This window comes from Sulfurospirillum sp. hDNRA2, from assembly GCF_024206095.2.
Lineage (GTDB): Bacteria > Campylobacterota > Campylobacteria > Campylobacterales > Sulfurospirillaceae > Sulfurospirillum.
Map to the genome: position 1 here is coordinate 1,836,733 of NZ_CP159800.1, position 23,328 is coordinate 1,860,060.

General features: G+C 44.5%; 19 protein-coding genes. 6 read left to right on the forward strand and 13 right to left on the reverse strand.

What is annotated here, in order from left to right:
• Window position 1 precedes the first annotated feature (1 nt).
• On the reverse strand, window positions 2-1,855 hold the full coding sequence (locus tag NL930_RS09075) for a diguanylate cyclase (RefSeq protein WP_254376469.1): 1,854 nt from the start codon (window positions 1,853-1,855) through the stop codon (window positions 2-4).
• Window positions 1,856-1,988: 133 nt separating this feature from the next.
• Here NL930_RS09075 and NL930_RS09080 point away from each other — a divergent pair, with 133 nt between their 5' ends.
• Window positions 1,989-2,882 carry a phosphatidylserine decarboxylase gene (locus NL930_RS09080; protein WP_254376470.1) on the forward strand — a complete coding sequence of 298 codons (894 nt, stop codon included), beginning with the start codon at window positions 1,989-1,991 and terminating at the stop codon, window positions 2,880-2,882.
• Window positions 2,827-4,803, forward strand: a complete 1,977-nt coding sequence (locus NL930_RS09085; RefSeq protein WP_254376471.1) for an EAL domain-containing protein — start codon at window positions 2,827-2,829, stop codon at window positions 4,801-4,803. The genes NL930_RS09080 and NL930_RS09085 overlap by 56 nt, the downstream gene beginning before the upstream one ends.
• A gap of 43 nt (window positions 4,804-4,846) precedes the next feature.
• Here the strand turns inward: NL930_RS09085 and NL930_RS09090 are convergent, their stop codons facing one another.
• The 12 genes from NL930_RS09090 to NL930_RS09145 all read right to left on the reverse strand — a co-directional run bounded on the left by NL930_RS09090 (window position 4,847) and on the right by NL930_RS09145 (window position 17,339).
• Window positions 4,847-6,046: an OprD family outer membrane porin gene (locus NL930_RS09090; RefSeq protein WP_254376472.1), complete on the reverse strand. Its 1,200-nt coding sequence runs from the start codon at window positions 6,044-6,046 to the stop codon at window positions 4,847-4,849.
• 281 nt (window positions 6,047-6,327) lie between these two features.
• On the reverse strand, window positions 6,328-7,182 hold the full coding sequence (locus tag NL930_RS09095) for a c-type cytochrome (RefSeq protein ID WP_254376473.1): 855 nt from the start codon (window positions 7,180-7,182) through the stop codon (window positions 6,328-6,330).
• Complete coding sequence (locus NL930_RS09100; RefSeq protein WP_254376474.1) at window positions 7,179-8,432, reverse strand: cytochrome bc complex cytochrome b subunit; 1,254 nt, start codon at window positions 8,430-8,432, stop codon at window positions 7,179-7,181. Before NL930_RS09100 ends, NL930_RS09095 begins: the two co-directional genes overlap by 4 nt.
• 9 nt (window positions 8,433-8,441) lie before the next feature.
• Window positions 8,442-8,942: a ubiquinol-cytochrome c reductase iron-sulfur subunit gene (gene petA, locus NL930_RS09105; RefSeq protein ID WP_041961937.1), complete on the reverse strand. Its 501-nt coding sequence runs from the start codon at window positions 8,940-8,942 to the stop codon at window positions 8,442-8,444.
• 7 nt (window positions 8,943-8,949) lie between these two features.
• Complete coding sequence (locus NL930_RS09110; RefSeq protein ID WP_041961938.1) at window positions 8,950-9,249, reverse strand: c-type cytochrome; 300 nt, start codon at window positions 9,247-9,249, stop codon at window positions 8,950-8,952.
• A 144-nt stretch (window positions 9,250-9,393) separates the two neighbouring features.
• Window positions 9,394-11,061: a sensor histidine kinase gene (locus NL930_RS09115; RefSeq protein WP_254376475.1), complete on the reverse strand. Its 1,668-nt coding sequence runs from the start codon at window positions 11,059-11,061 to the stop codon at window positions 9,394-9,396.
• Window positions 11,054-12,721 carry an ABC transporter substrate-binding protein gene (locus NL930_RS09120; RefSeq protein ID WP_254376476.1) on the reverse strand — a complete coding sequence of 556 codons (1,668 nt, stop codon included), beginning with the start codon at window positions 12,719-12,721 and terminating at the stop codon, window positions 11,054-11,056. The genes NL930_RS09115 and NL930_RS09120 overlap by 8 nt, the downstream gene beginning before the upstream one ends.
• On the reverse strand, window positions 12,708-13,400 hold the full coding sequence (locus NL930_RS09125; RefSeq protein ID WP_041961939.1) for a response regulator transcription factor: 693 nt from the start codon (window positions 13,398-13,400) through the stop codon (window positions 12,708-12,710). Before NL930_RS09125 ends, NL930_RS09120 begins: the two co-directional genes overlap by 14 nt.
• A gap of 85 nt (window positions 13,401-13,485) precedes the next feature.
• Window positions 13,486-13,854: a hypothetical protein gene (locus NL930_RS09130; RefSeq protein WP_254376477.1), complete on the reverse strand. Its 369-nt coding sequence runs from the start codon at window positions 13,852-13,854 to the stop codon at window positions 13,486-13,488.
• A gap of 3 nt (window positions 13,855-13,857) precedes the next feature.
• Window positions 13,858-14,493, reverse strand: coding sequence for a 4Fe-4S dicluster domain-containing protein (locus NL930_RS09135; RefSeq protein WP_041961941.1), 636 nt, complete (start codon window positions 14,491-14,493; stop codon window positions 13,858-13,860).
• A gap of 12 nt (window positions 14,494-14,505) precedes the next feature.
• The gene (locus tag NL930_RS09140; RefSeq protein WP_254376478.1) at window positions 14,506-16,782 is read right to left on the reverse strand and encodes a molybdopterin-dependent oxidoreductase; all 2,277 of its coding nucleotides are present in this window, start codon (window positions 16,780-16,782) and stop codon (window positions 14,506-14,508) included.
• Complete coding sequence (locus tag NL930_RS09145; protein ID WP_060826348.1) at window positions 16,779-17,339, reverse strand: molecular chaperone TorD family protein; 561 nt, start codon at window positions 17,337-17,339, stop codon at window positions 16,779-16,781. Before NL930_RS09145 ends, NL930_RS09140 begins: the two co-directional genes overlap by 4 nt.
• Window positions 17,340-17,651: 312 nt before the next feature.
• Between NL930_RS09145 and NL930_RS09150 the strand changes: the two genes are divergently transcribed.
• From NL930_RS09150 to NL930_RS09165, 4 genes are all read left to right on the forward strand, one after another.
• The gene (locus NL930_RS09150) at window positions 17,652-18,899 is read left to right on the forward strand and encodes a TolC family protein (protein WP_254376479.1); all 1,248 of its coding nucleotides are present in this window, start codon (window positions 17,652-17,654) and stop codon (window positions 18,897-18,899) included.
• On the forward strand, window positions 18,899-19,594 hold the full coding sequence (locus NL930_RS09155; RefSeq protein ID WP_254376480.1) for an efflux RND transporter periplasmic adaptor subunit: 696 nt from the start codon (window positions 18,899-18,901) through the stop codon (window positions 19,592-19,594). Before NL930_RS09150 ends, NL930_RS09155 begins: the two co-directional genes overlap by 1 nt.
• An 8-nt stretch (window positions 19,595-19,602) precedes the next feature.
• Entirely contained in the window at window positions 19,603-22,629 is a 3,027-nt protein-coding gene (locus tag NL930_RS09160; protein ID WP_254376481.1) for an efflux RND transporter permease subunit, read from the forward strand.
• A gap of 65 nt (window positions 22,630-22,694) precedes the next feature.
• Complete coding sequence (locus NL930_RS09165; protein WP_254376482.1) at window positions 22,695-23,294, forward strand: TetR/AcrR family transcriptional regulator; 600 nt, start codon at window positions 22,695-22,697, stop codon at window positions 23,292-23,294.
• Window positions 23,295-23,328: the final 34 nt, after the last annotated feature.

Genomic DNA, 23,328 nt, shown 5'->3' on the forward strand with positions numbered 1-23,328 from the left:
TCTAAAAATTGGCTTTTTGATCCCACAATTCCGTGGTAAATTGAACACAACGGTTACGTCCGCTCTCTTTGGCTTTGTAAAGCGCGACGTCGGCGAATTTGATCGCTTGCCAAAAACCGTCGGTATCGTGAGGAAAGTCGCTAATGCCGATGCAAATCGTCTTTTTCAAAATGCCGTCGGTCGTTTTGAAGCTGAACTCTTCAACGCTTTGTCGAATTTTTTCCGCAACGTTTGCACCGTAACCGACGTCCGTATCGATCAACAAGATCAAGAACTCCTCGCCGCCGAAGCGAATGACGATGTCCGATTCCCTGACGCATTTTTTCAAGATATGCGACGTCTCTTTCAGAACGCTATCACCGACGTCGTGACCGTATTTGTCGTTGACTTGTTTGAAGTAGTCCATATCGCACATCAAAAGGCTGATCTGTTTTTTACGTCTGAGCGTACTGGCGATGATCTGATTGGAGTGGTCTTGCAAGAAACGACGGTTGTAAAGTCCCGTTAACCCGTCGACCAACGAAGATTCACGCAAAGTGTTCATCAAGCGTTTGGTCTCAATGACAGAGAGCGAATGTTTGATGTAACTCTCCGCTTTGAAAATTTTCTCGTTGACTTCCTCCGCCGATGAGGCTTTGAAAACAAACTGTACGACGGCTCCGGCATGCCCCGAGACAATCAAAGGAATACAAACGTGTTTTTTGCCCTCGTCGCGTAAAAACTCCTTGCACACCCCTTCGTATTCGAACGAAGAGACTTTATGCCCTGTTTTTTGCGCGCGGCACAAGGTGCAATTATGCAAAATTTCTTCGTTACATGCGATCTCTTCGCTTAAAGGATAGACCATATTCATCGTTTGTTTGGCGGCATTGACGTCAAAAATGCGGTACTCGTCGATACCCGCTTCTTTTTCAAACACTTCACCCAAACGCGTATAGACCACTTCGAGCGAACTGTCCTCTTCGATGACTTTTTTAAACACGGTCACGCCGTAAACGGTATCGACCAGTTTGTTAAATTCGCGCGAGAGCGTACCGATTTCATCTTTGGATTTGATTTTTAGTTTTTTGCTCAAATCCACTTCGCCCGTTCCCAAAGAGTGAATTTGTTGAATCATCGACTCGATCGGACGCGAAAAGGCTTCTCTGAGCCATCGCGTAAAGAGCATCAACAAAATAATCGCAACAAAAATGACCCATGCGACGCTGTTGATCGACAGACGAATGGCATTATTGACCTGTTGCGAATAGTCTTGATACAAGCCGTTAATGCGTGCGGATAACGCTTGCGTCAACTCTTGCGTTTTTTGAATATGCGTATTTAAAACCTCTTTGGTTTGTTCGATCTCTTCGGCACTTAAGGAATTTTTACGTTTTTGCGCCGTTAAAACGCTCTCTTCCATCGCACCGATCTCTTTAAAAATCATCTGCAAAGCTTCAACGCTTTGCGAGTCTTCTTTGGAAAGCGACTGAATAAAAAGCTCAAACACGTTACCGCTCATCGTCGTTTTTTGGTTACCGACGAGCGTTTCGGAGAGCGTGTTTTTGGTTCGCGCCAAAAGGCCTTTGAGGTAAAATAAGGTCATATCAAACTCTTTCGTCGAACTCAAAGCGTTCTCGATCGAGGTCAATTCCGGACTCAAACATAAAACGACTTTCATATAAGGGAGCGTGCTTTGCGTCAGTTGTGAATAACGGTAATGAATAAAACTAAGGGAAGAGACCGTAATCGTACCGATAAAAACAAACCAAAAAAACGTACCGAACTCAAATAAAAAAAACTTCTTGCGAATCGGAAGATTGATAAACGTAATGAATTGTACGAATCTTTGCCAAAATCCGGTCATCTTTTCCATAATAGACACTATCCTTTTCTTGTAAAATTATTAAAAATCAAACGTAAAATCCTATCATAATTTTTGAATTTAGTTTCAAATAAATCATTCATCTGCTATAATCTAGCCAAAATTAAATACGCAAAAGAGAAACATGCAACGATACCCAAGCTTTAAAACTTCCGTATTATCAAGACTATTCGGACGCTTTGCCCGCAAAAAATTCCCTTCTTTTTTTCAATCCTTCATCAATCAAACCTACGTTCGGTGCATGAACGTCGATCTTAAGGCGTTTAAAAACGCCGCTTCGTATGAAAGCCTTAACGCACTTTTTACGCGCAAATTCGTCACGCCGCGCTCTTTCGATACCGATGCATCCGTCTTTATCTCTCCGTGCGACGGCAAAGTCAGTGCTTACGGAACGATCCAAAACGACACGGCATTGCAAATCAAAGGCTTTGACTACCGAATCGGTGCGCTTTTAAGCGATTACGTCTCCAAAAACAACCGACAAAAACTCCAAAACGGCGTTTTTATCAACGTTTACCTCTCGCCTAAAGATTACCATCGTTACCATGCCCCGTTAGATATGCGTATCGCTAAAGCCGTTCATATTCCGGGGAAATTATACCCCGTTAACCTTTCGTGGCTGAAAAAAGTTGACGAATTATTTATCGAAAATGAACGAGTTGTGCTAGAATGCTACACTAAGAACGATCACGTATTTTACATGGTTTTTGTGGGGGCACTAAACGTCGGTAAAATAGTCTTTCATTTCGATCCGTCGATTCAGACCAATGCCTCTTCGAAACTTCAACGTTATTATTATTATACCGATTTACACGTTAAAAAAGGCGATGAAATAGGATTATTTGAGATGGGTTCGACGATCGTTATGCTCTTTGAACCGAATGCGCTTGAATGGGATTTTTCCGCCGTCGATTGCGTCACGTTCGGACAAACATTAGGAAGGGTACGAAGGCATGAACCAAATGAGCACTATCAGACAATCGCCGCCGAATCAACCGCTGACGCTTCTGTACCTTGAGAGCGACGCGACGGCACGCACGGCGGCAAAAACTCTTTTTCTCAGCCGATTTGAAACGCTTTATACGGCGGAAAACGTCGAACAAGCGCACTTGCTTTACGAAGAGCATCGCTTAGAGATCGATGTTATCGTGACGGAATTGTCTTTTCCGCACGCAAGCGGTATCGATCTGATACGTTGGGTTCGCGAACAAAACACTTTCGTAACCATCGTTGCTTTGTGCGCGCGAGGCGACACGGCGTTCATTCCCCAAGCGCTCGAGCTCAACGTGGACGGGTTTTTGTTTAAACCTTTTACGCAAGAACAACTCTTTTCAACCTTAGATCATCTTTTAGAAAAAATTTACCTGCGCTACGAAAATACGCAAAACGCTTTGTTACTCAAACAATATATCGATATTACCAATGCCAGTTCCATTATCTCCAAAACCGATCCTAACGGCTTTATTACCTTTGTCAACGACAAATTTTGCCAAATAACGGGCTATCGTCCGGACGAATTACTCGGACAACAACACAATATCATTCGCCATCCCGATATGCCAAAAAGTGCTTTTAAAGACCTCTGGGCGACAATCAAAGCGAAAAAAACATGGCAAGGCGTCGTTAAAAACCGTGCCAAAAACGGCGATCCTTATTACGTCAAAACGACGGTTCAGCCTATTTTAAACGCCAACGGAGAGATTGAGGAGTTTATCTCCTTGCGTCACGACATCACTGCCATCATGAGCGATAAAAAGCAATTGTTCGACTACCTCTCCGCCAACGCCCTCTCCGTGCTCATTTTGATTCAAATCGAAGATTATACGGTGCTGGAAAAATTTTACGATAAAGGTAGCGTGGAAAAAATCGAACAGACTTTCGGCAAAACACTGCTCTATTTAATGCCCAATCCTTGGGGATTTCAGCGTATTTATCATCTTGAAAACGGGTTGTACGCGTTTGCGATCGACCGACGAAGTTGCCGCGCGGATAAAGAAGAGATTCACGCCGTCTTGGAGCAATTTTTAGCCAACGTCAAAGAACATGTCGTCAAAATCGACACCATCGAATACGATATTTCCGTTATTTGCAGTTACACGTACGGGATTTTTAAAGTCTTCGAAGATGCAAAAATCGGTATCGAGCAAGCCATCGCAACCAAACAACCCATCGTTTATGCCGACGGATTATCGGGCATCGAGTACGATAACGCATTGAAAAATATCGAAACGATTCACACCATTAAAACCGCCATCGATACGGGAAATATCCTCTCTTATTTTCAACCGATCGTCGATAATCACACGCGAAAGATTACCAAATACGAATCGCTCGTACGCCTTGTCAACGAAGGCGGACAACTTCTAACGCCTTACTTTTTCTTAGAAGTCGCCAAGAAGGGGCGTTATTACTCTAAAATTACCAAAATCGTCCTCGACAATTCGTTTGCGGCACTTTTAAAAATTCCCGATGCCGCCATTTCGATCAATCTTTCACTCCACGACATCGAACGCGAAGAGATTATTCGTCATATTTTTCAGCTTTTAGACCGCTACCCCGAACAGACTTCCCGCATCGTCTTTGAGCTTTTGGAAAGCGAAGACATACGCGATATTGCCCACATACAACGTTTTATTCAAAACGTCAAACAAAGAGGCGTAAAAATCGCGATCGACGATTTTGGAACGGGATATTCGAATTTTGAGCGTATGCTTTCGTATGAACCCGATATTTTAAAAATCGACGGAAGTCTCATTCGCAATATCGATACCAACGAAGTCAATCGCAATATCGTCGAAACCATCGTCTTATTTGCCCAAAAACAACGCTTGGAAACCGTTGCCGAATTCGTCGAAAACGAAGCCATCTACCGCATCGTCACGGATTTGGGCGTCGACTACTCGCAAGGCTACCACTTCGGACGCCCTGAATTGTTTTAAACGCTTTGACATGTAAGCTTACATGTCAAAGCATCAAAGGGTTTTAGAACTTGTAACTTGCGCTAAATCGAAACTCGTGTTTATCTAATGCACCCGCTTTATCGCGGTTTTCTTTGTCATACATCACAAGAAGATTCAGCCCTTTAAGTGCGCCCTCAAAGGCATAATTGCCCGTGAGCGAAACATAGGAAGCTTTGCCATACGAAAGATCGTCATCGTCGGTGATCGTGTAGCTAGCAGCAAGCGTCGTCGTCGGAGTAAACGCATAGCTTAGACCGATCGCGTACGCATCGGTGTTCGCAGGATAACTGCTGGAAAGTATGATCGTTCCGGTGTACGCAAGATCCGCGCCCCAACCGATTCCCGGAGTCACGGTTGCGTCTTTGCTCACGCTGCTATACGCGACATAACCGCCGAGCGCACCGTATCCAAGGCTTGCTTTAAGACCGTAAAGATCGGCATTTTTACTTCCGGTGACGTCTTTATCGCTGTAGTAGTATTGCGCCGCTAAACCATAGGTAAAGGCGTTAACCGTCGCACTGTACGCCGCTTCCGCATACGCCATCGCTCCGTTGGTATTGAGATCTTCCGCATACGCCGCGGTTAAGGTTAAGCCCGTAATTGATTTATTCACAGCAACCAAAGTATACGCACCGTCTTCTAACAACGGGGAAACGCCATACGGATTGCTATAGGTGGTAAATTTACCGATATTGCCCGCCCCATCAGTTTGCGCTTGGAATTTTTGTACATATGCCGCGGTCAATGTTGTGTTGGGAAGGTCGGTATTGACGATGCTAGCACCCTCAAACGCCTCTTTCACGATACGATTGCCCAAAGATGCGATGAGTGGGGTATTTAAAAACATGCGTCCGACTTGAACGGTGGTTTTACCCGCACTGTAGGCTAAATAGGCTTCGGAAAGTTGTGCACCCGAGCCGTACTCATCCCAACCGAATTGTGTTTTCGCATGGGAACTTGCAAACGGTGCACTGTTGGCTTGTCCCGTTAAACCGAGGCTAAACCCGTTGAAGGAACCTGTCGTATACCCAAGAACAACGCCCGTATTGAAAATTGATTCGCCCGAAATCGCAGGATTGCGGTCACGATCCCAGTAAAACGCTTTGAGTTCACCGCTTACTTTGCCTTCTTTGAACGCATCTGCCAACGTATCGGCACTGAATGCACAGGTACTAAGCCCTGCCACACACGCTGCTACTAAGCTAAGATTTGCCAATTTCATATGTTTCTCCTCCGTAGTGAAATACTTTACATGTAAAGTATTTGTGACGTTAATTTATGCCAAAAAAGATGCGCCACCGTTAAAAAAGGAACGCCTCCAGACAGACGCATAAACCCATCTGTCTAAATCTTTAATATGCCCGTTGTATTAAGAGTTAATGTGAAGCTTCAAGAAAATTTTAAATAAAAAAAAGAGCAAAAAAATCGAAGAGGAGAAGCAAAATAGTGACGAAAAAACTAAGAAGAAATAAAAGAGAAGATAGGGTCCAAAAAAGAGGCGGCTTACGCCGCTCTCTTCCAAATCGAAACTTTCCACAGGTACGCTATTAGGGTAAAAATAGCCATAAATCCGATGAGCTTCAAGCCTAAACTTTCGCGCTCCGCTTTTTTGCGATCTCCCACTTTTTCGATGTAAGCGATCACTTGTTCTTGCGATGCTTCAGAGAGTCCCACACGAGGCATTGCAATGCCCTCGACCATTTTCAATGGCTCATTAATAAACGTGGTTAAATACTCCGCTTTTTTGGAGCGAATCATCATCGAAAGGTCGGGTGCTTCGGCTCCTAGATAATTTTTCATCGACGCACTCGGCGTTTGCGCTTTCAACGCGTCGTATTTCATACTATGGCACCTGCCGCATGCTTCTTCAAACACCCTTTTATCGGAAGGTTTTGTAGCGACGATGTTTTGAAGATACGCTACCACGTCGGCAATCTCTTGATCGCTGAAAAAGCCGTAGCTTGGCATTGCATAGGGCTTTGCATCGTTAAATTTATGCGAAAGCTTGGTTGCACGCACAGGGTCTTTGAGAAAACCTGCCAAATAATTTTTATCGTAAATCACGCCCGCATGACTCAAATCTGGAGGGACAACACCGTAGCTACTCGCCGCATCTTCAAGACTCATAGGAGCGACGTATCCCACAGACTCAATGCCGTGACACGCGATGCAATTTGCCTCGACGAGCAATTTGCCGTTGTCCGCATTGCCGTTGACATGTAAAGGCTCCATCTCTTTAAAACCAAAATCGGCGGGGGCGACATGCGGGTGCATTTGCGAATGGGCATACGGCTCAACGCCCCAGTACGTCACGGCGGTAAAGAAGACCACAATGGCTAAAATCTTCACTTCTCTCATGCCTTCTCTCCTTTTTTCGCTTCGTATTTCGTGATAATCGGCAGGATGATAAAAAGCCCTAAGAAAAGCACCGCGGCAAAAAAGCCGACCCATGCGTTCACGCCCGTCGGCGGCAATTTACCGTAAACGGTAAGGACGATCATATCGACGACCAGCAACCAAAACCACACGAAAAACGCGGGACGTTTATGTGCCGGCGCCGTATGCATCGCATTGCGATCTAAAAACGGCAGTAAAAAAAACACCGTATTGGCAAACACAAATGCGATCAACCCAATGTCCATCGCCGCCATACCGCCGATGTCAAAGAAAAAGCCTCGAAGCACTTCATAGTTCCACAAAAAATACCACTCAGGGTAGATGTGTGCCGGAGTCTTCATCGAATTTGCCGGTTCAAAATTGATCGGATCCATCGCAAAATCGAAGTGATAACAGACCAAGAAAAAGAAAAACGTCATAAAAAAACCGACGACGAAAAAGTCTTTGGATAAAAACACGGGCCAAAACGGTACGACGTTAGACTCTTTAACGCGCCCTTCTTTGTATGTTTTCGCTTCCGCTTCAAAATCGAGCTCTACGGAATCTTGGTTGTTGACATGCGGAAAGCGAAGCGTGTAAAAATGCACCGCGATGACCGCTAAGATCACCAGCGGTAACAAAACGACATGTAACATAAAAAAGCGCGTCAATGTTGCATCGGCAACGACGTAATCGCCGCGTATCCAGATCACAACCGCATCGCCGATCACGGGAATACCGCTGAAAAGATTGGTAATGACTTGCGCCGCCCAGTAGCTCATCTGTCCCCAAGGAAGCATATAGCCGCTAAACGCTTCGGCAGAAAACGCTACAAAAAGCACCATACCCGTCAGCCAAATCATCTCGCGCCCTTTTTTATACGAGCCGTAGTAAATACCCGTAAAAAGGTGAATGTAGATGATCAAAAACGTCGCCGACGCCGCAACGCCGTGCATATGACGCCACAACCAACCGTACTCGACTTCTTGCATAATGGTATAGTTCACGCTATCAAACGCTAAAGCAACGTCCGGTTTATAATACATCAGCAACAAAAGTCCCGTCACCAACAATACCGCAAACAAAGCGATCAAAACCACACCCATCGCCCATAAAAAGTTGATATTTTTGGGAATCCAATACTCACTCATCATCACGCGCATAAAGGCTTTCACCGCCAAACGCTGATCGAGCCAATCGATAAAGCCTTCGGCTTTTTTGATCTGTGCCATAACGCCTCCTTAGGCTTTTTTCGTCATTTTTTGATACTCCACACCCTCTTCGCCCAAAACGATCGTTTCACCGCTTAGTTTAAAAGGAGGAATATCCAAAGGACGAGGCGGCGGGCCGAACGTTTGAATACCGCTCGCATCGAAAACGCCGCCGTGACACGCGCACTTAAACGTTTGAGAACTCACCTCGTAAGAGGGGATACACCCCAAATGGGTACAAAGCCCGATCAACACGACAAATCGCTTCTCGCCGATACGAATATCGCGTTTGTCGTTGCTCGGCGTTTCCGCGCTTTTACGCAAAATAAAAACGGGTTTACCGCGCCATTGAACCGTGTGCATTTCACCCTCTTTCATACCGGAAAGATCGACGCTGACAAAACCCGCCGACTGAACGCTCGGAAGCGGGTCCCAACTCTTTTTCATCGCGCCCAAGGCAAGCACTCCGCCTACGGCACTGATACCGCCTAGAGCCCAGCCTATAAAATCGCGCCTACTGTGTTGTGCCATCGATAGACTACTTTTTCGTGATAAAAGAGGCTAGCTCTTCGATTTGCGCATCGCTGAGGCTGGCAACTTGCGGTTTCATCATCGCTTTTTGTTCTCTGCCGTAACTGCCGTCTTTATACCCTTTGAGGGCTTTCACAAAATCCTCTTTGCTCATCTCTTTGATCACGAGGCTTTTATTTAACGCGGCTTTCTCGCCTTGCGCTCCGTGGCAGGCGATACACTTGGAATATAAAGGATTGGCGGATGCGCTTAAAGCAAGGCTACACCATACCAACGCAACGCTACATGTAAGGGTTGAAAGTTTCATCTACGACTCCTTGAAATTAAATTTTCACGCATCGTAGTAAAAAAAAATAGCAAAAAAATGAGATCAAGCCCAAAAAGAAGAGGTAACAGTAATTTTTAAAATAAATTAAAGCAAGTTTTTTGCGTCAAAGGCGTCTTAAAAGTGCTAACTTTCCCGTTTGAGCTTAATCGTAAAGAGTGCGCCGTAGTTCGTATTGCTGACGTTAATGATGCCGTTCATATTATTTTCGATAATCATCTTGGTCATATAAAGCCCGATTCCAGTACCCTGTTTGGCGTGTTTGGTCGTAAAATAAGGCTCGAAAATACGCTCGATATGCTCCGCCGCGATGCCGCCGCCGTTATCTTCGATTTTGATCAACGTGTAGCGTTTGCCGTTTTTAACGCTCATCGCGATATACGGTGCTTCGATTTGACGTTCGATCAGAACGTCTTTGGCATTGGACAGAACGTTTAAGATCGCTTGCGCAAACTCGTTGGGATAGCCTAAGACCTGCGCACCTTCGCTTTTTTCCAAACGAAACTCGATAGCGTGGTATTTGAGTGATGCTTGCAAAATCGAACTGGCGCGTTCGCACGCATGGGTCACGTCGAAAATCTCTTTGGCTTTGGAAGGTTTGAAGAAGTTTTGAAAATCGCTGATGGTATTGGACATGTATTCGGTGATGCGGTTGCACTCTTCTATTTTGGCGTTTAAAAACTCTTCGGTAAAATCTTCAAAATGGCGTCTGACTTGAATAATCATCAAAAGCGCGTTGATTTCGCCCAAAGGTTGACGCCACTGGTGTGCGATATTGCCGATCATATTGCCCATGGCGGCAAGCTTGCTTTGCTGGATTAAAAGCTGTTCTTGACGCGTGCGCTCGTTAATTTCTTGCTGAATGCGAAATTCCAAATTATCGAGCATTTCATTCATCACGGCTTTTAAAAGGTTGAGCTGATCGGAGTTGGCACGCGCCACCAAGCGCCGATCCAAATTGCCGAGTTTCAAATCTTCCACGACGTTGGTCGCATCTTCGATCAGCTTGCTGTCTTGCTCTAAATTGGCTTGGATAATTTCGATATTTTTATTGATACGCCGCGCCATATCGCCTAGCTCGTCTTTATTATTCAGCGGTATATGAATCCTTGTCGCCTCTTCGGTCGAGGGCGATTTGAGATAATCGAAAAATTCGCGTAGTCCTTTGCTGACATGTAAGGTAGAATCGACGATATTTTTGGCAATATACGAACCGATCAACAAAGTAAGCACGATAATAACGATCAGCCATACAACGATAAAGTAACGCGAATTATTTGCCTCTTTGTTGGCTTTGGTAAAGGTATCCGAAGCATGGGAAAGCTCGTTTTGCTGCATTTCATCTAGTGAATCCATCAGCGCGTAAAATTGGTCGCGTTCAACCGTATTGGCGTTAATAAACGCGCCCTCTTCAAAATCGTCTTTGAGGTAAGACTGGTTCGCCCTAATCAACGTCACGTAATTTTGCCACTGATCGTAAACGTTTTTCGGCAAACGTTGGAAAGGTTCGTCCATCTTTTGATACATCGCATTGATCGTCCGTAAAATATCTTTACGCAAATCTTCGTTGGGTGCCATAATTAAAGAGAGAGACTGTTCTCTGAGCTTAAAAAGCGGCAAAATATAGGTCTGTTGGATCGTCTGCACGCGCTTGGAGCCTTCAAAAACGTTGTTGACGTTCACGACCCCTTTTTGCGTAATGTCAAATGCCAAAAAAGAGAGCGTCACGATGGAGCAAACGCCCAGCGACGCCATCAACAAAAATTTAAGCCGAATGGAGAGGTATTTAATCATAGCTAAACCTTAAAGGAATCAACGGAGCTTCGCGCTCTTTAGGATATGTCGACGTAGCGATCGAGCGATGGTATTTCGTAATTTTTGCTTTCCACAGCGGCATCAGCAACACCGAAGAAGGCTCATAAGAGACCTCTTTGTTGACCGCCAAAACGATATTGGGTGCGGGAACGGCTAACATGTAAGCTTTTTCATAGGCGCGATGGACGATTTTAGAGACAATTTCGTAAAAACTTTCGCTTTGAAACTCTGCGTCGAAAAACTGCTCGATATACGTTTGCATCACGTCGTCTTTGTCCATTGCCGACCATTTATCGGCAACACGGTACGCAAAAAATGCCGTCCACGGATTGTTACTACTCCAATCGTCATTTCCCCATGTCAAAATATCCCATGTTTTAGGCGATTCGCGATTGGTTAAGAGCTGCTCGTAAATGACTTTTTCGTTCGGCGTAATCGTATATTCTAAACTCACACCGTAGCGTTTGAGCTGATGCTCGATCCCGTGCCATAAAAACATAAACCTATCCATCGTAATGACGTTAAGGTGCAATCCCTCAAGCGTTTGTTTGAGTGCTTTTTCCTCGTCGGCGGTATTTCTTGCACGTTGTCCCCACGTCGGCAAATCCGTGATAGCGCGTTTGATCGAACGGTAATTGGGACTGGCTTCGCTCGGGGCTAACACACCTTCGTTTTTGTAAACAAAATTTAAAAGGTTTTCCTGATTGATCGCTTTATTGAGTGCAATGCGGATCTTTTGATCTTGCAAACGACTCTTGGGTTTTAGCAGGTTAAAATAGATCGAGATATTGTGAAGCGAGGGTTTGGTAACCAATCGCGCGTACTTGGAAAGCACGGTTTCGACTTTTTTATTAAACGGGATCGGCGTAATATCGAGCGTTCCCTCTTCCAATGCCATTCGTACGGCTTCTTGGGAAGTCAGCTCCGTGTAGACCGTGATTTTTTCGATGTACGGAAGCCCTTTTTCGTAGTAATTTTCATTGGCGACCAACTCCAACGTCGGCGTTTGATACCGTCCCGTCGCATACCCTTTTTCCAATCGGTAAGGTCCTAACCCCCACGGGCCTGGAGCTTGCATACTGTTACATGTAGAACCCTCTTTGGTGCTCCAACCGTAACGCTTCAAGTACTCGCTCGGATACAGATTGATCGACGTTAGGTCGCTAAACAATAATCCGTAAGGCTTGTTCAGGTGAATGCGAATCGTGTAAGCATCGACTTTTTCGACACTTTGAAGCCTTTTGTGAATGTCCGAATAAACGACGGGATCTTGCATAAAATAGTGAAAATTTTCCACCACCGAATCGGCGTTAAAGGGTGTACCGTTTTGGAACAAGACGCCGCGTCTGAGCGTTAATTCGTAAGTCAAATCGTCGATCTTGCGATGGGACGTCGCCATCATGTATTCCCAGCCGTTTTCGTTATCGCTGGAACGCACGAGCGTCCCGTTAATCAATTTGGAAACATACAGATACGGCATCGTCGGGAAAAAAACGCTAATATGCGATCCTTTGACCCTTTCATTCAGAAGCGTGGTATTAAAATCGTCTTGGCGCGCATGAAAAGGTTCTTTCCAACCCTCGGCATGCGCGATCAGCGCGATCAAAAGTCCCCAATACAAAAGTCTAGCACATTTCAAATCGGTATCCTACACCCGAGAGGTTCGTAATGAAATCCTTGGGCAGTTTTTTGCGTAAATTTCGCACCAAAGAACGAAGCGCGCTATCGGTCATCACGTCGTCTTGCCAGATGTGCGACTGGAGCTCGTCGTACGTGACGATGCGTTGTTTATTGTGCAATAAAAGTTCTAAAAAAAGAGCCTCTTTTTTGTTGAGATGAATCATCTCGCCTTCAAACCGAAGTTCTTTATGATCGACGTCGTAGAAGTAACCGCACGGCAATTCGTAGACGATCGCATGGTTTTTGCTAATGCGTTTTAAACATCGCTGCAACGCTTCGAGCAATCCTTTGAGATTCACGGGTTTCACGATGTACTGCTCCAAATGAAGGTCGACGACTTTTAGCAAATACTCCTTATCCGTATGCGCCGAAATAATTACCAAAGGCGTCGTTTCGTCTTCGGCACGAATCTTCTCGACCAGTTCGATTCCGTTCATGACGGGCATCAGTACGTCGGTTATCACGATGTCGGGGCGTTCGTTTCGGTACAACTCCAAAGCGACTTTCCCGTTTTCCGCCTCCAACACCTCTTTGGCGTAATAGCGAAGCGATGCGGCGATATTTTTGCGTATGCCGTCTTCGTCTTCGGCATACAAAATTCTGAGGGCTTTCAAATGCTCTAAAAAAAGCTTATCCACGTTTTTTGCTCCTTCGCAAAGCTTTTTACTTGCGTGCGTTGAATTTTAGTGTCGTATTTGCAAGACTTGCAACTAAAATTCCGCCTCAACTGCTTTTATAAATCAAATTGACGCGTATGCCGATAACGTGCCGTCCTTCGCTTAAAGGACGAATGCTCGTTTTCGGATACCAGCCTTGCATAACCGGCAAAGAAGAAGGCGATTCGAGCGTATCGACCAGAACATTGACAAAGTAGCCTGAGGGCAGATCGGGCTTTTCCAGTTTTATTATAACGAAGTTTTCCTCTCCGACGCGGTATTGAGCAGGCTCTTCGATTTCAGCGTGCTGATGCGACAATTCGCCAAACTGCGGATCGCCGAAACTACACACGCTCGGGGCTCCCATACTGCCCCAAGCGCAACCGAGTAAAGCCCAGAGCATACACCATGCGATTTTGAGCTTTAGCGGTAACATCGTTTATCCTTTGGGTTGTCGGTAGATCTCTTTAGGCATAAAGGGATGGATAAAGCGTGTCGAAGGTTTCGTCTCCGCATCGATCGCATAGTCGATACCGATAGGATCGCTTCGAAGCTCTTTGTATTTGGGATCGTGTAGATCGATAATCGTGATCGCATGAACCGGACACGATTGGACGCACGCGGTCGTTTTGCCCTCTTCTTGTCGCTCCCAACACATACTACACTTTTCGGCGCGTCCCATTTTCGTATTGAACTTCGATGCCCCGAACGGACACGCTTTCACGCAACCGCCACAGCCGATACAAATACTTTGATCGTGTTTACAGATGCCGGTTTCCGGATCTTTCGTATGCGCTCCGACCGGACAAATGGCGACACAAGCGGGGTTTTCGCAGTGGTTACACGCCAAGGAGAAGTAAAATCGCTCCATCGGCATCGACACTTTCGGTGCTTTTTGGTACGAGGTCAGCGTCGGTAAAATATTGTTATTGTCGATCAGATAATCTTCCGCACCGATCTCACGGACTTTTCGCCACGTAACGCCTTGGTCTTGATGGTATTGGTTTTTACACGCCATAGCACAGGTATTGCATCCAAGACAGATGCTTCCGTCGACTAAAAATGCTTTTTGCATCGTCCTCTCCTCTTATAGTTTTTTGAAATTAACAAACGTATCGTGTAACGCAACACCCGGCGCACCCGTTTTAAATGCACCCATATCCGAACTGGTGTCGTCGACGAGTTCGTTGACGTTGTAGATAGTGTTATGATAGTACTGCTCGTACATCATAAGCGTTCCTTTTTGAACGTTATCGGTCACTTTCGCACGCACGCGTAAAACACCTTGGCGGTTGAAAACGGCAACCATATCGTCGGTGGAGACCATCTTTTCTTCCGCATCATCAGGGTTGACGTACACGTAAGGCTCCGGATGAAAATCCTCCATCCATTCCAAATTTTGGAACTGAGAGTGCAAGCTCCACCTGCTGTGCGGTGAGGTCATACGGAAACGATCGTAGGGCTTACGCACTTCAAGATACGCCGGCAACGCGCTACCGAAAAGCTCCAACGCTTTTTCGGAGTAAAACTCAAACTTACCGCTAGGGGTTTTAAACTTACCGTCGGCATACGGAATGACCGCTTTGGCTTTAACAGGACCCTTTTTGAGCTCTTCCCATGATTGGATACCGAATTGCTCGTAAATCGCCGGATTGAACTCTTTGATCGTCATCTCTTTGCTGTCCACGCTTTGCGGGAACGTACACGAGCCTTTGGAGAGTTGATTCATACGTTTGGAGAGCATCGCGGCAATTTCAAGGTCGGATTTGATCTCAAAAAGCGGTTTAATCGCTTGTTCGTTAATGCTCAACCAATAATGCCAGTAAGAGACGTTGACGTCGTACTCTTCAAACTGCGTCGTAACGGGAAGAACGATGTCCGCCCATTTGGCGGTTTCGTTAAAAAATTGATCGGCGACGACCACGAGATCGAGTTGCTGAAACGCGCGAATCAACTGATTGCGATCAAAATCTTGTGCGAAAACGTTTTTACATGCCACCCAAAGAAGTCTTATTTTTGGCTCTTTGGCGCTTAGGAGTTCACGCGCGGTTTTATTGATGTTTAAAAAGCGATCGGTATACGCCGCTTTTTCACCGCCCACTTGGGCAAATTCGCCTTTAGCACCTTCAGGTCCCGTGTATCCCACGCTACCCTCGGGTTTGGCTTGGCTGAGTGCCGCATAGTTGAAGCCCCAAGTACTAAGATGACCGTAGCGTGCACCGCCCGCGTATTTGCCGATATTACCGCTTACTGCCACCAACGCATCGATCGCACGGATCATGGAACCGCCGTTGGTGTGGCGTTGCATACCGTATCCCATCCAAACGGTTGCAGGTTTCGCTTTGGCGAACGATAAAGCCAACTCTTTAATCATCGCTAAAGGAATACCCGTCACTTTGGAGACGTCGTCTAATTTCACCTCTTTATCGAGGTACGCTTTGTACTCTTTATACCCTTTGGAATGAGCGTCCAACCATTTTTGATCGTGCAATTTTGCATCGATGATGATTTTTGCCATTCCCAAAGCCAACAAACCGTCCGTTCCCGTTTTGATTTGAAGGTATTGGCTCGCTTTGGATGCCGTTTCCGTAAAAATCGGATCGATCACGACGACCTTCGCCCCTTTGCTTTTGGCTTCATAAATGTACTTCATGGAGTGTACGGAGTTTGCGGCAGGATTGACACCCCACAGAATGATGAATTTGCTGTCTTTCATCTCTTCAGGATCGTTACACCACATATCGCCCATGTCGAGGTTTTGCGCGTCGATACCCGCAGGCCAGCACGGCGTTCCCGCAAGGCGCGTCGTATAGCCGATGGAGTTAAACATACCCTCGATACCGTAATGCGTAATGCCGAAATTACCGGAATATTTGGTCAATGCCGCACCCAGTAAGGTACCGTCTTCTTTTTTCATGTCCAAAAGTTTTTTAGCAATGATGTCGATGGCTTGATCCCACGAAATACGTTTCCACGTTCCGCTTCCCTTGCCGCCGACTTGCATCATCGGATACTTAAGACGTCGTGCCGAATAGACGCGCTTGACGTACGAGTTACCTTTAACGCAGCATCCGCCTCGGGTATACGTCGATTCTTGCGCGCCTTCGATAAACTGCATCACGCCGTCTTTGACGTACGTTTTGATGCTACAGGTATCGTAGCAGTTTCTTGGACACGCATTACGGAAAGTTTGATAACTTTTTTCGCCCGAATAGGGGATTTTCGTATTCAAATCTTCGTTTGCCTCCAAAACGCCTCCGGGCAATGCGGATAAAACACCGCTTGCGGCAAGCCCTTTGAGAAAGCTCCTTCTGCTGATCGTGTTGTTGAGTATCTCCTCAACCTTTGCTTTGGAATAACTCATTCGTGACTCCTTGTTGTCGTTGTTTCTCTTATCAAGAATGATTTGAGCTCGTTTAAAATAAAGTGAATCGCATTGTCGCCTTCGCTTCGTCCATGCATCGCGCGTTCGATCAATTGCGGCATCCAAACCGCGATATGCTCGTGAAAAAAGTAGTAACGAAGTTCGCTTAAATAGGCGACGTTTTTGACCTCTTCTAAATAAATCAATTGGTAATACGCATCCAGTTCCACGCCGATATGATCTTCGGGGACGATGTTTTTTAAGGGATAAAAAAAGCCCATCGTTTCGTAAAGCGATCTTACATGTAAGGTGCTTTGCGTCATCACGCTTTGAGGATCGTCGATATAGACCGAGGCAAAAGGATCGGCAATCGGTTCCATGGGTCCCACGAAATAACGATTAAACAAAATTTCCAATTCGTCCTCGTCGATCGAATGCTCGAGCGAAAACGCATCGTAAGCCTCTTTAAGCGTTTGAGAATTGTGCGCGTTGAAAAAATCGCGTAAACGTTTGAGCGTCGCCAAACGCTCTGATCGAGAAAGAAGATCATTTTGCATTTTAAACTCTTTATGTAATCTGTTTTATTTAGAAACGTACAAGAATGGTAAATGAAAAAAAGAGCAAAAAAATCGCAAAAAAGCTTTTTAGCGAGGAAAGGATCGGAAGCTTACGCAGCGTAAACAATCGTAATACGATGGCGGTATTTTCATATACGCTTCCTATCATTGAAGTATTTTTCACAAGCAAAACCAGATCCAGTATTAGACCGATGGTTTAATTTAAACACAAGCTCTTCTTAATTAAAATTAGACCGATGGTTTATTTTTTAAATCAGTCCAAATTTAATAGCGAAAGAGACAAGGTATCGTATGAACATAAAACTTTTTATTGTTTTAGCATTTTGGTCTTGGCAATATGTGCACGCTGATGTAGGTCTTAAAGAGCTCTTGCGTGCGGTTGGCAATAATGAATTGTATCAAGCGCAACTCAGCTACCAAGAAAAAGCTCAAAAAGAGCATGAGTCGTCTCAAAAAGAGTATTTTCCCACTCTCGATATGATCGCAGGCAGAGAGACGAAGTTTAAAAAAACCTCATATGAACCTCAAAACAGTGATTATATGGGACTAAGGGCTTCATACATTTTGTTTGACGGTTTTAAAAGGGAAGCAAAGATCGCATCGCAAAAAAGTGCTTACGATGCACAGACATATAAAAGCGAATTTACCAAGCAACAGCTACAGCTTAACATCATCAAAGAGTATTACACCATTCAAAATGCAAAATCAGGTATGCTCGTGTTGGACTATAAACTCAAAGAGTTAGAAGAAAACATCAAAAACATCACCGTTTTAGTCCATAATGATCTTGCAACCAACGATAAAGTCCATGCCATGATAGCCTCCAAAAAAGAGGCAGAGTATGACCTTGCATCCCTAAAACTTCAACTGGAAAGTTCTCGTTTGAAACTTTTACATGTAACGGGACTCAGCCTTTCGTTGGAAAAAGAAGAAGAGTTTCTGCGTGAGACAGAAGCTACAAATGATGGGCAAAGAGCAGACATTAAAGCCGATAAACAGATGGCACAAAGCTTGGAGTTTGCATCCTCACAGTACACGTACTTGCCAACCGTTTCTGTTCAATACGCACTCAAAAACAACACCTATTCCACCTTTGAAGAGCAAAGCGGTACAACATCGCTTCCCAAACAAAACAGCGATCTTAGTCTTCAATTTAGCTTTCCGCTGTTTGATGCAGGTAAAATTGCCAAAGACAAAGAAGCGGCAAGGTTAGGGGTTTTAGCCCTCAACCAAGAAATTGCATCTAAAGAAAAAGAAGCCAAGATGGATCAAGAGATCGCCAGACGCGCCCTAGAGACTGCGCGCATCAAATTAAATGCCGCCGATGCAGCACTGAATGCAACCAGTATGGCATATGAATACGCCAAGAAACGCTTTAAAGAGAACCTCATCAGCCACACGGATTACCTCAGTGAACTGACCAAAAAAGAAGAGGCGTATTACCGCTCCATAGCGGCAAAAAATGAAATTGAACTGAAAAAAGCAGAACATGCCTTTGCTATGGGCATTGATTTAGCAACACTCATAGGAGAGTCTTAATGCAAAAAATAGTCACACTCATCATAGGTTTATGCACCGTTGTGTTCGCAGACATCTATGCCACATACGAAGTAAAAGCACTCAAGGAAGCTTCTTTAAATGTCGTCACACAAGGCATTGTTTCAACCATCAACGTCGATGTCGGAAGCCATGTAACCAAATCCCAGTTACTTTTAGCCCTCAATGATAAAGAAGAAAAAGCGGCTTTAGAGATGGCAAAAAGTGACTACCACTTCTTAGTTGCACAGTATCAACGCTATGAAAACAGTGCTGAAGTGTTCGATAAAAACACCCTTGAAAAATTGCGCTCAGAACTTGATAGGGCTAAAAGTGCCCTCCTTTTAAGTGAAGAAAAAGTTGCAAAAATGAAGTTAACCGCCCCCTTTTCAGGAGTAATTGCGGAGAAAAACATCGAAGTGGGAGATATGACAGGAACAGGTGCAAAAGCCCTTTTAAAACTTGTCTCCCATGAAAAAAAGCTTTTGTTAGCGTTTGATTCACGCTTTGCTTACGATGTGCATGTGGGTGATCCTTTTTGTTTCAAAAAAGATGCCAAAGAGAGCCAACCCCTCTGCGTAAATATCACGAAGATTTACCCTGTGATTCATCAAGAGAGCAAAAAATTGTACGCTGAAGCCAACGGTGTTGATGTGATTATCGGCACGTTTGGCGATGGCATGATTCAGCCAAAATAGAGGATCCTATGCACCGATTTGCAATTTCAAAACCGATTACCACCCTTATGTTTGCGCTGGCAATTTTGTTTTTTGGGTACACCCAAAGGCAAAAAATGCCAGAGACCTATCTTCCCAATGTCGATATTCCCGTCGTAACCGTTATGACAACGTACAAAAATGGCTCAGCAGAAGTGATTGAGAGTAAGATCACCGACAAAATCGAAGAAGCGATTAGCAGTATTTCCGAGCTTGAGAGTGTGAGTTCCAACACCTCTCGTGGCGTTTCGGTGGTTGTAGCACAATTTAAACTAACCAAATCCATCGAAGATGCCACCAACGACGTGAGGGACAAAGTCGCTTCCATCGAACTTCCAAGTGGCGTCGATAAGCCTGTTATTGAAAAATATTCGATGAATGCCGCACCTATTATCACCCTTTTTGTCTCAACAACATCCGAAGATGTTCAAAATTTGATGATCTTTGCCAATGAAACCGTCAAACCAAAACTGCAAAATGTCCGAGGCGTGGGACAAGTCAGTGTGATCGGTTTACGCAATAAAATCCTTAAAATTACGCCTAATATAGCCAAACTGAGCGAATACGGTCTTGACCTTAACGATCTTGCCAATAAAATCAATGAAGAAAACATCAAACGAGACGGTGGACGCGTTGTTCAACATGAAAAAGAGTGGAGCATTTCCATTGACGCGGATGCGTTAAATGTGGAAGAGTTAAAAACCATTAAAATCAAAGATGGCGTTTTACTGGGTGATGTTGCAACGGTTTTAAATGACATCTCCGATGAGCGAACGTATGCCAACTTCAATAGCAACAGCGGTGTTTTACTCGAAATCAAAAAGGTCTCTGGTGCCAATGAAATTGAGATTGCCGATAGCGTTAAAGAGCAGATTCCAACGTTACAAAAACTCTCCAAAGAGTTTCATATCGATATTTTATTTGACTCAACGACATTTATCAAATCAACCCTGCACAGTGTTCAATTTGACCTTGTTTTAGGATGTGCTTTAGCCTCTTTAGTCGTTTTGGTTTTTTTACGCAACCTGACATTAACCTTTGTAGCCGCTATTGCGTTACCCGTATCGATTTTTGGTGTTTTAGCGATTATGGGATGGAACTCTCAAACGCTCAATCTTCTCACCCTTACCGCACTGACTCTTGCCATTGGCATTATTATCGACGATGCCATCGTAGTGATCGAGAACATCTATAAAAAGCTCGAAGATGGCATTCCAAGGTTACAAGCGGCAAAAGAGGGTGTGGGAGAGATCTCTTTTTCGATTTTAGCCATTTCAGCGATGCTTTTAGCGGTGTTTATTCCTATTGCAAACATGAGTGGTCTGATCGGCCGCTTTTTTACAAGTTTTGGCATTACCATTGTTGCGGCAGTGTGTGTTTCATACATCATCGTCATTACGCTTATACCGATGGTTATTTCATTGGTCGCAAAACCGGTACATTCGGCTTTTTACCTCAAAACAGAGCGCATCTTCCTTGCTTTGGAGCAATGGTATAAAACAGTGCTTACCAAAGCGTTGCACTATCAAAAAACGACGCTTTTAAGCGCTTTAGTCCTTTTTATACTCTCGTTAGTGCTCTCGGAAAACTTGGGCATGGTCTTTATGCCCAAAGAGGATAAAAGCCAATTCAAAATCTCTTTAACTGCTTCCACAGGCATCTCGATGGAAGCGATGAAAGTGCAATCGCTAAAGATTCAAAAAGAGCTCTTAACACGTCCTGAGGTTGATTACTCTTCCCTATCGGTGGGGCTTAACAGCTCGATTCACGAGGGCGCTATTTTCGTCAAGCTTGTCTCCATCGATCAACGCCGTAAAAGCCAACAAGAGATCATGAATGAGATCCGTGAACAAGCCAAGGCTTATGATGGCATCGAAATCAACATCAATGAAACAGAAGATGGAAGTGCGGGAAGTGAGATTGTAACGCCGTTTCAGATCATTCTCAGAGCATCCAATGAAGCTTTGGTTGAAACATCGGCGCGTAAACTGATGGAGCATTTACACACGATTCAAGGTGCTACGAGTATTCAAAGCAATATACAAAAGAGATCTCCCGAGCTCTCTTTAAAAATTCTCAGTGCCAATAGCGCCAAATACGGTGTCAAAACCAGCGACATCGCCAATTTGGTCGCGCTGGCTTATTCAGGAGAGATGGCAATCAGTTACTATCGCCAAAACGGCAAGGAGTACGATATTGTGATGCGTCTATCCGATGAGAAGCGCATGAGTCCCGAAGAGATTGGCAATCTATTCATCAAAAATGACAAAGACCAAATGATCCTGTTATCAAGTCTGGTTCACATCACGCATGCCAACGCTCCCACAACCATCAAACGATGGGATCGCCAGAAGTATATTCTTGTGGGAGCCGATCTATCGCACGATCTAACACTAGACCAGCTTGTGGACTCCGTCATCGCCCATCAAGACCAGTGGCTTTTAGAGGGAGTCAGTTATGAGCTTGAAGGAGATGCAAAAAGTATGGCAGAAACCAACGAAGCGTTTGGCGTTGCCATTATGGCGGCTATCATTATGATCTATCTCATTCTAGCGTCCTTGTACGAATCGCCACTGCAACCCATCATCATTATGAGCGCGATGCCCTTAAGTTTCACAGGTGCTTTTTTAGGGCTCTATTTTGCGAATATGCCGATGAGTCTCTTTAGCATGATGGGGCTTTTCTTATTGTTAGGGCTTGTCGGTAAAAACTCCACGTTGGTTGTCGATGCCGCCAATAAAAACAGAGACGAAGCCATGGATTTGGAGAGTGCCATCGTTCATGCGGGTGTGTCAAGGCTGCGCCCTATTTTGATGACAACGATTGCGATGTGTTTTGGTATGTTGCCGCTTGCTATTTCAATTGGTGAGGGTTCAGGCATTAAAGCGCCGATGGGGATTAGCGTTATCTTTGGACTGCTCATTTCCACCCTTTTAAGCTTGTTTGTTGTTCCTGCTTTTTACAAAATGGTCGCACCGTGGGATGATAAGCTTAGAAAATTCTATACTCAAAAATAAGGTAGTGGTTTTCAATGATAGCCTAAACTTGGTACAATAATACGCTTAATGGAAGGAGAAACGGTATGGCACAAAAAGTCAAAATGGAAGACAAAACGCAGTTCATTTGTGAAAAGGCATATGAGATGTTTGTTCAAAACGGCATGCGTAGCTTTTCACTTAATAAATTCATAGCGTCTTTGAGTATGTCTAAAGGGCAGTTTTACTACTACTTTAAGACAAAAGAGGCATTGATTTATGAAGTGATTCGACGTAAAAGCGATGAAATGCTTGAACACGTCGCCCAAGATATTGAGACTAAAAAAACATTTTTTGACAAATTACTGGTATTTTTTGCTTCCTATACCGATATTAATACCGATCCAATGTATGCGGATTTGGATAAAGTAGTACGCGATACCTTTGTGCTTTATATGAACGTTGAAAATGAATACATTAAGCAAATTAATATTGATTTTTACGATGTGACCTATACGTATCTTGACGCCATTTTTGATGAGATGATTCAAAACGGCTATTTAAAAACCGACGCCAAGAAATGGCTAGAAAGCCTTATCGCAACGGCGGACGGTATGTACTTTCATTCCATGATCAAAGAGGATTATGATTTGAAAAATACTTTATCGGAATATTTGCTTATGCTAGATGCCCTTTTGAAGAAATGACCGTTTTATACCTTATGCAGTGAAAAATCGTAAT

Coding starts and splice junctions, on each gene's coding strand:
- NL930_RS09075 (WP_254376469.1), bottom strand. CDS start 1,855: ATGGAAAAGATGACCGGATTTTGGCAAAGATTCGTACAATTCATTACG.
- NL930_RS09080 (WP_254376470.1), top strand. CDS start 1,989: ATGCAACGATACCCAAGCTTTAAAACTTCCGTATTATCAAGACTATTC.
- NL930_RS09085 (WP_254376471.1), top strand. CDS start 2,827: ATGAGCACTATCAGACAATCGCCGCCGAATCAACCGCTGACGCTTCTG.
- NL930_RS09090 (WP_254376472.1), bottom strand. CDS start 6,046: ATGAAATTGGCAAATCTTAGCTTAGTAGCAGCGTGTGTGGCAGGGCTT.
- NL930_RS09095 (WP_254376473.1), bottom strand. CDS start 7,182: ATGAGAGAAGTGAAGATTTTAGCCATTGTGGTCTTCTTTACCGCCGTG.
- NL930_RS09100 (WP_254376474.1), bottom strand. CDS start 8,432: ATGGCACAGATCAAAAAAGCCGAAGGCTTTATCGATTGGCTCGATCAG.
- petA (WP_041961937.1), bottom strand. CDS start 8,942: ATGGCACAACACAGTAGGCGCGATTTTATAGGCTGGGCTCTAGGCGGT.
- NL930_RS09110 (WP_041961938.1), bottom strand. CDS start 9,249: ATGAAACTTTCAACCCTTACATGTAGCGTTGCGTTGGTATGGTGTAGC.
- NL930_RS09115 (WP_254376475.1), bottom strand. CDS start 11,061: ATGATTAAATACCTCTCCATTCGGCTTAAATTTTTGTTGATGGCGTCG.
- NL930_RS09130 (WP_254376477.1), bottom strand. CDS start 13,854: ATGTTACCGCTAAAGCTCAAAATCGCATGGTGTATGCTCTGGGCTTTA.
- NL930_RS09135 (WP_041961941.1), bottom strand. CDS start 14,493: ATGCAAAAAGCATTTTTAGTCGACGGAAGCATCTGTCTTGGATGCAAT.
- NL930_RS09140 (WP_254376478.1), bottom strand. CDS start 16,782: ATGAGTTATTCCAAAGCAAAGGTTGAGGAGATACTCAACAACACGATC.
- NL930_RS09145 (WP_060826348.1), bottom strand. CDS start 17,339: ATGCAAAATGATCTTCTTTCTCGATCAGAGCGTTTGGCGACGCTCAAA.
- NL930_RS09150 (WP_254376479.1), top strand. CDS start 17,652: ATGAACATAAAACTTTTTATTGTTTTAGCATTTTGGTCTTGGCAATAT.
- NL930_RS09155 (WP_254376480.1), top strand. CDS start 18,899: ATGCAAAAAATAGTCACACTCATCATAGGTTTATGCACCGTTGTGTTC.
- NL930_RS09160 (WP_254376481.1), top strand. CDS start 19,603: ATGCACCGATTTGCAATTTCAAAACCGATTACCACCCTTATGTTTGCG.
- NL930_RS09165 (WP_254376482.1), top strand. CDS start 22,695: ATGGCACAAAAAGTCAAAATGGAAGACAAAACGCAGTTCATTTGTGAA.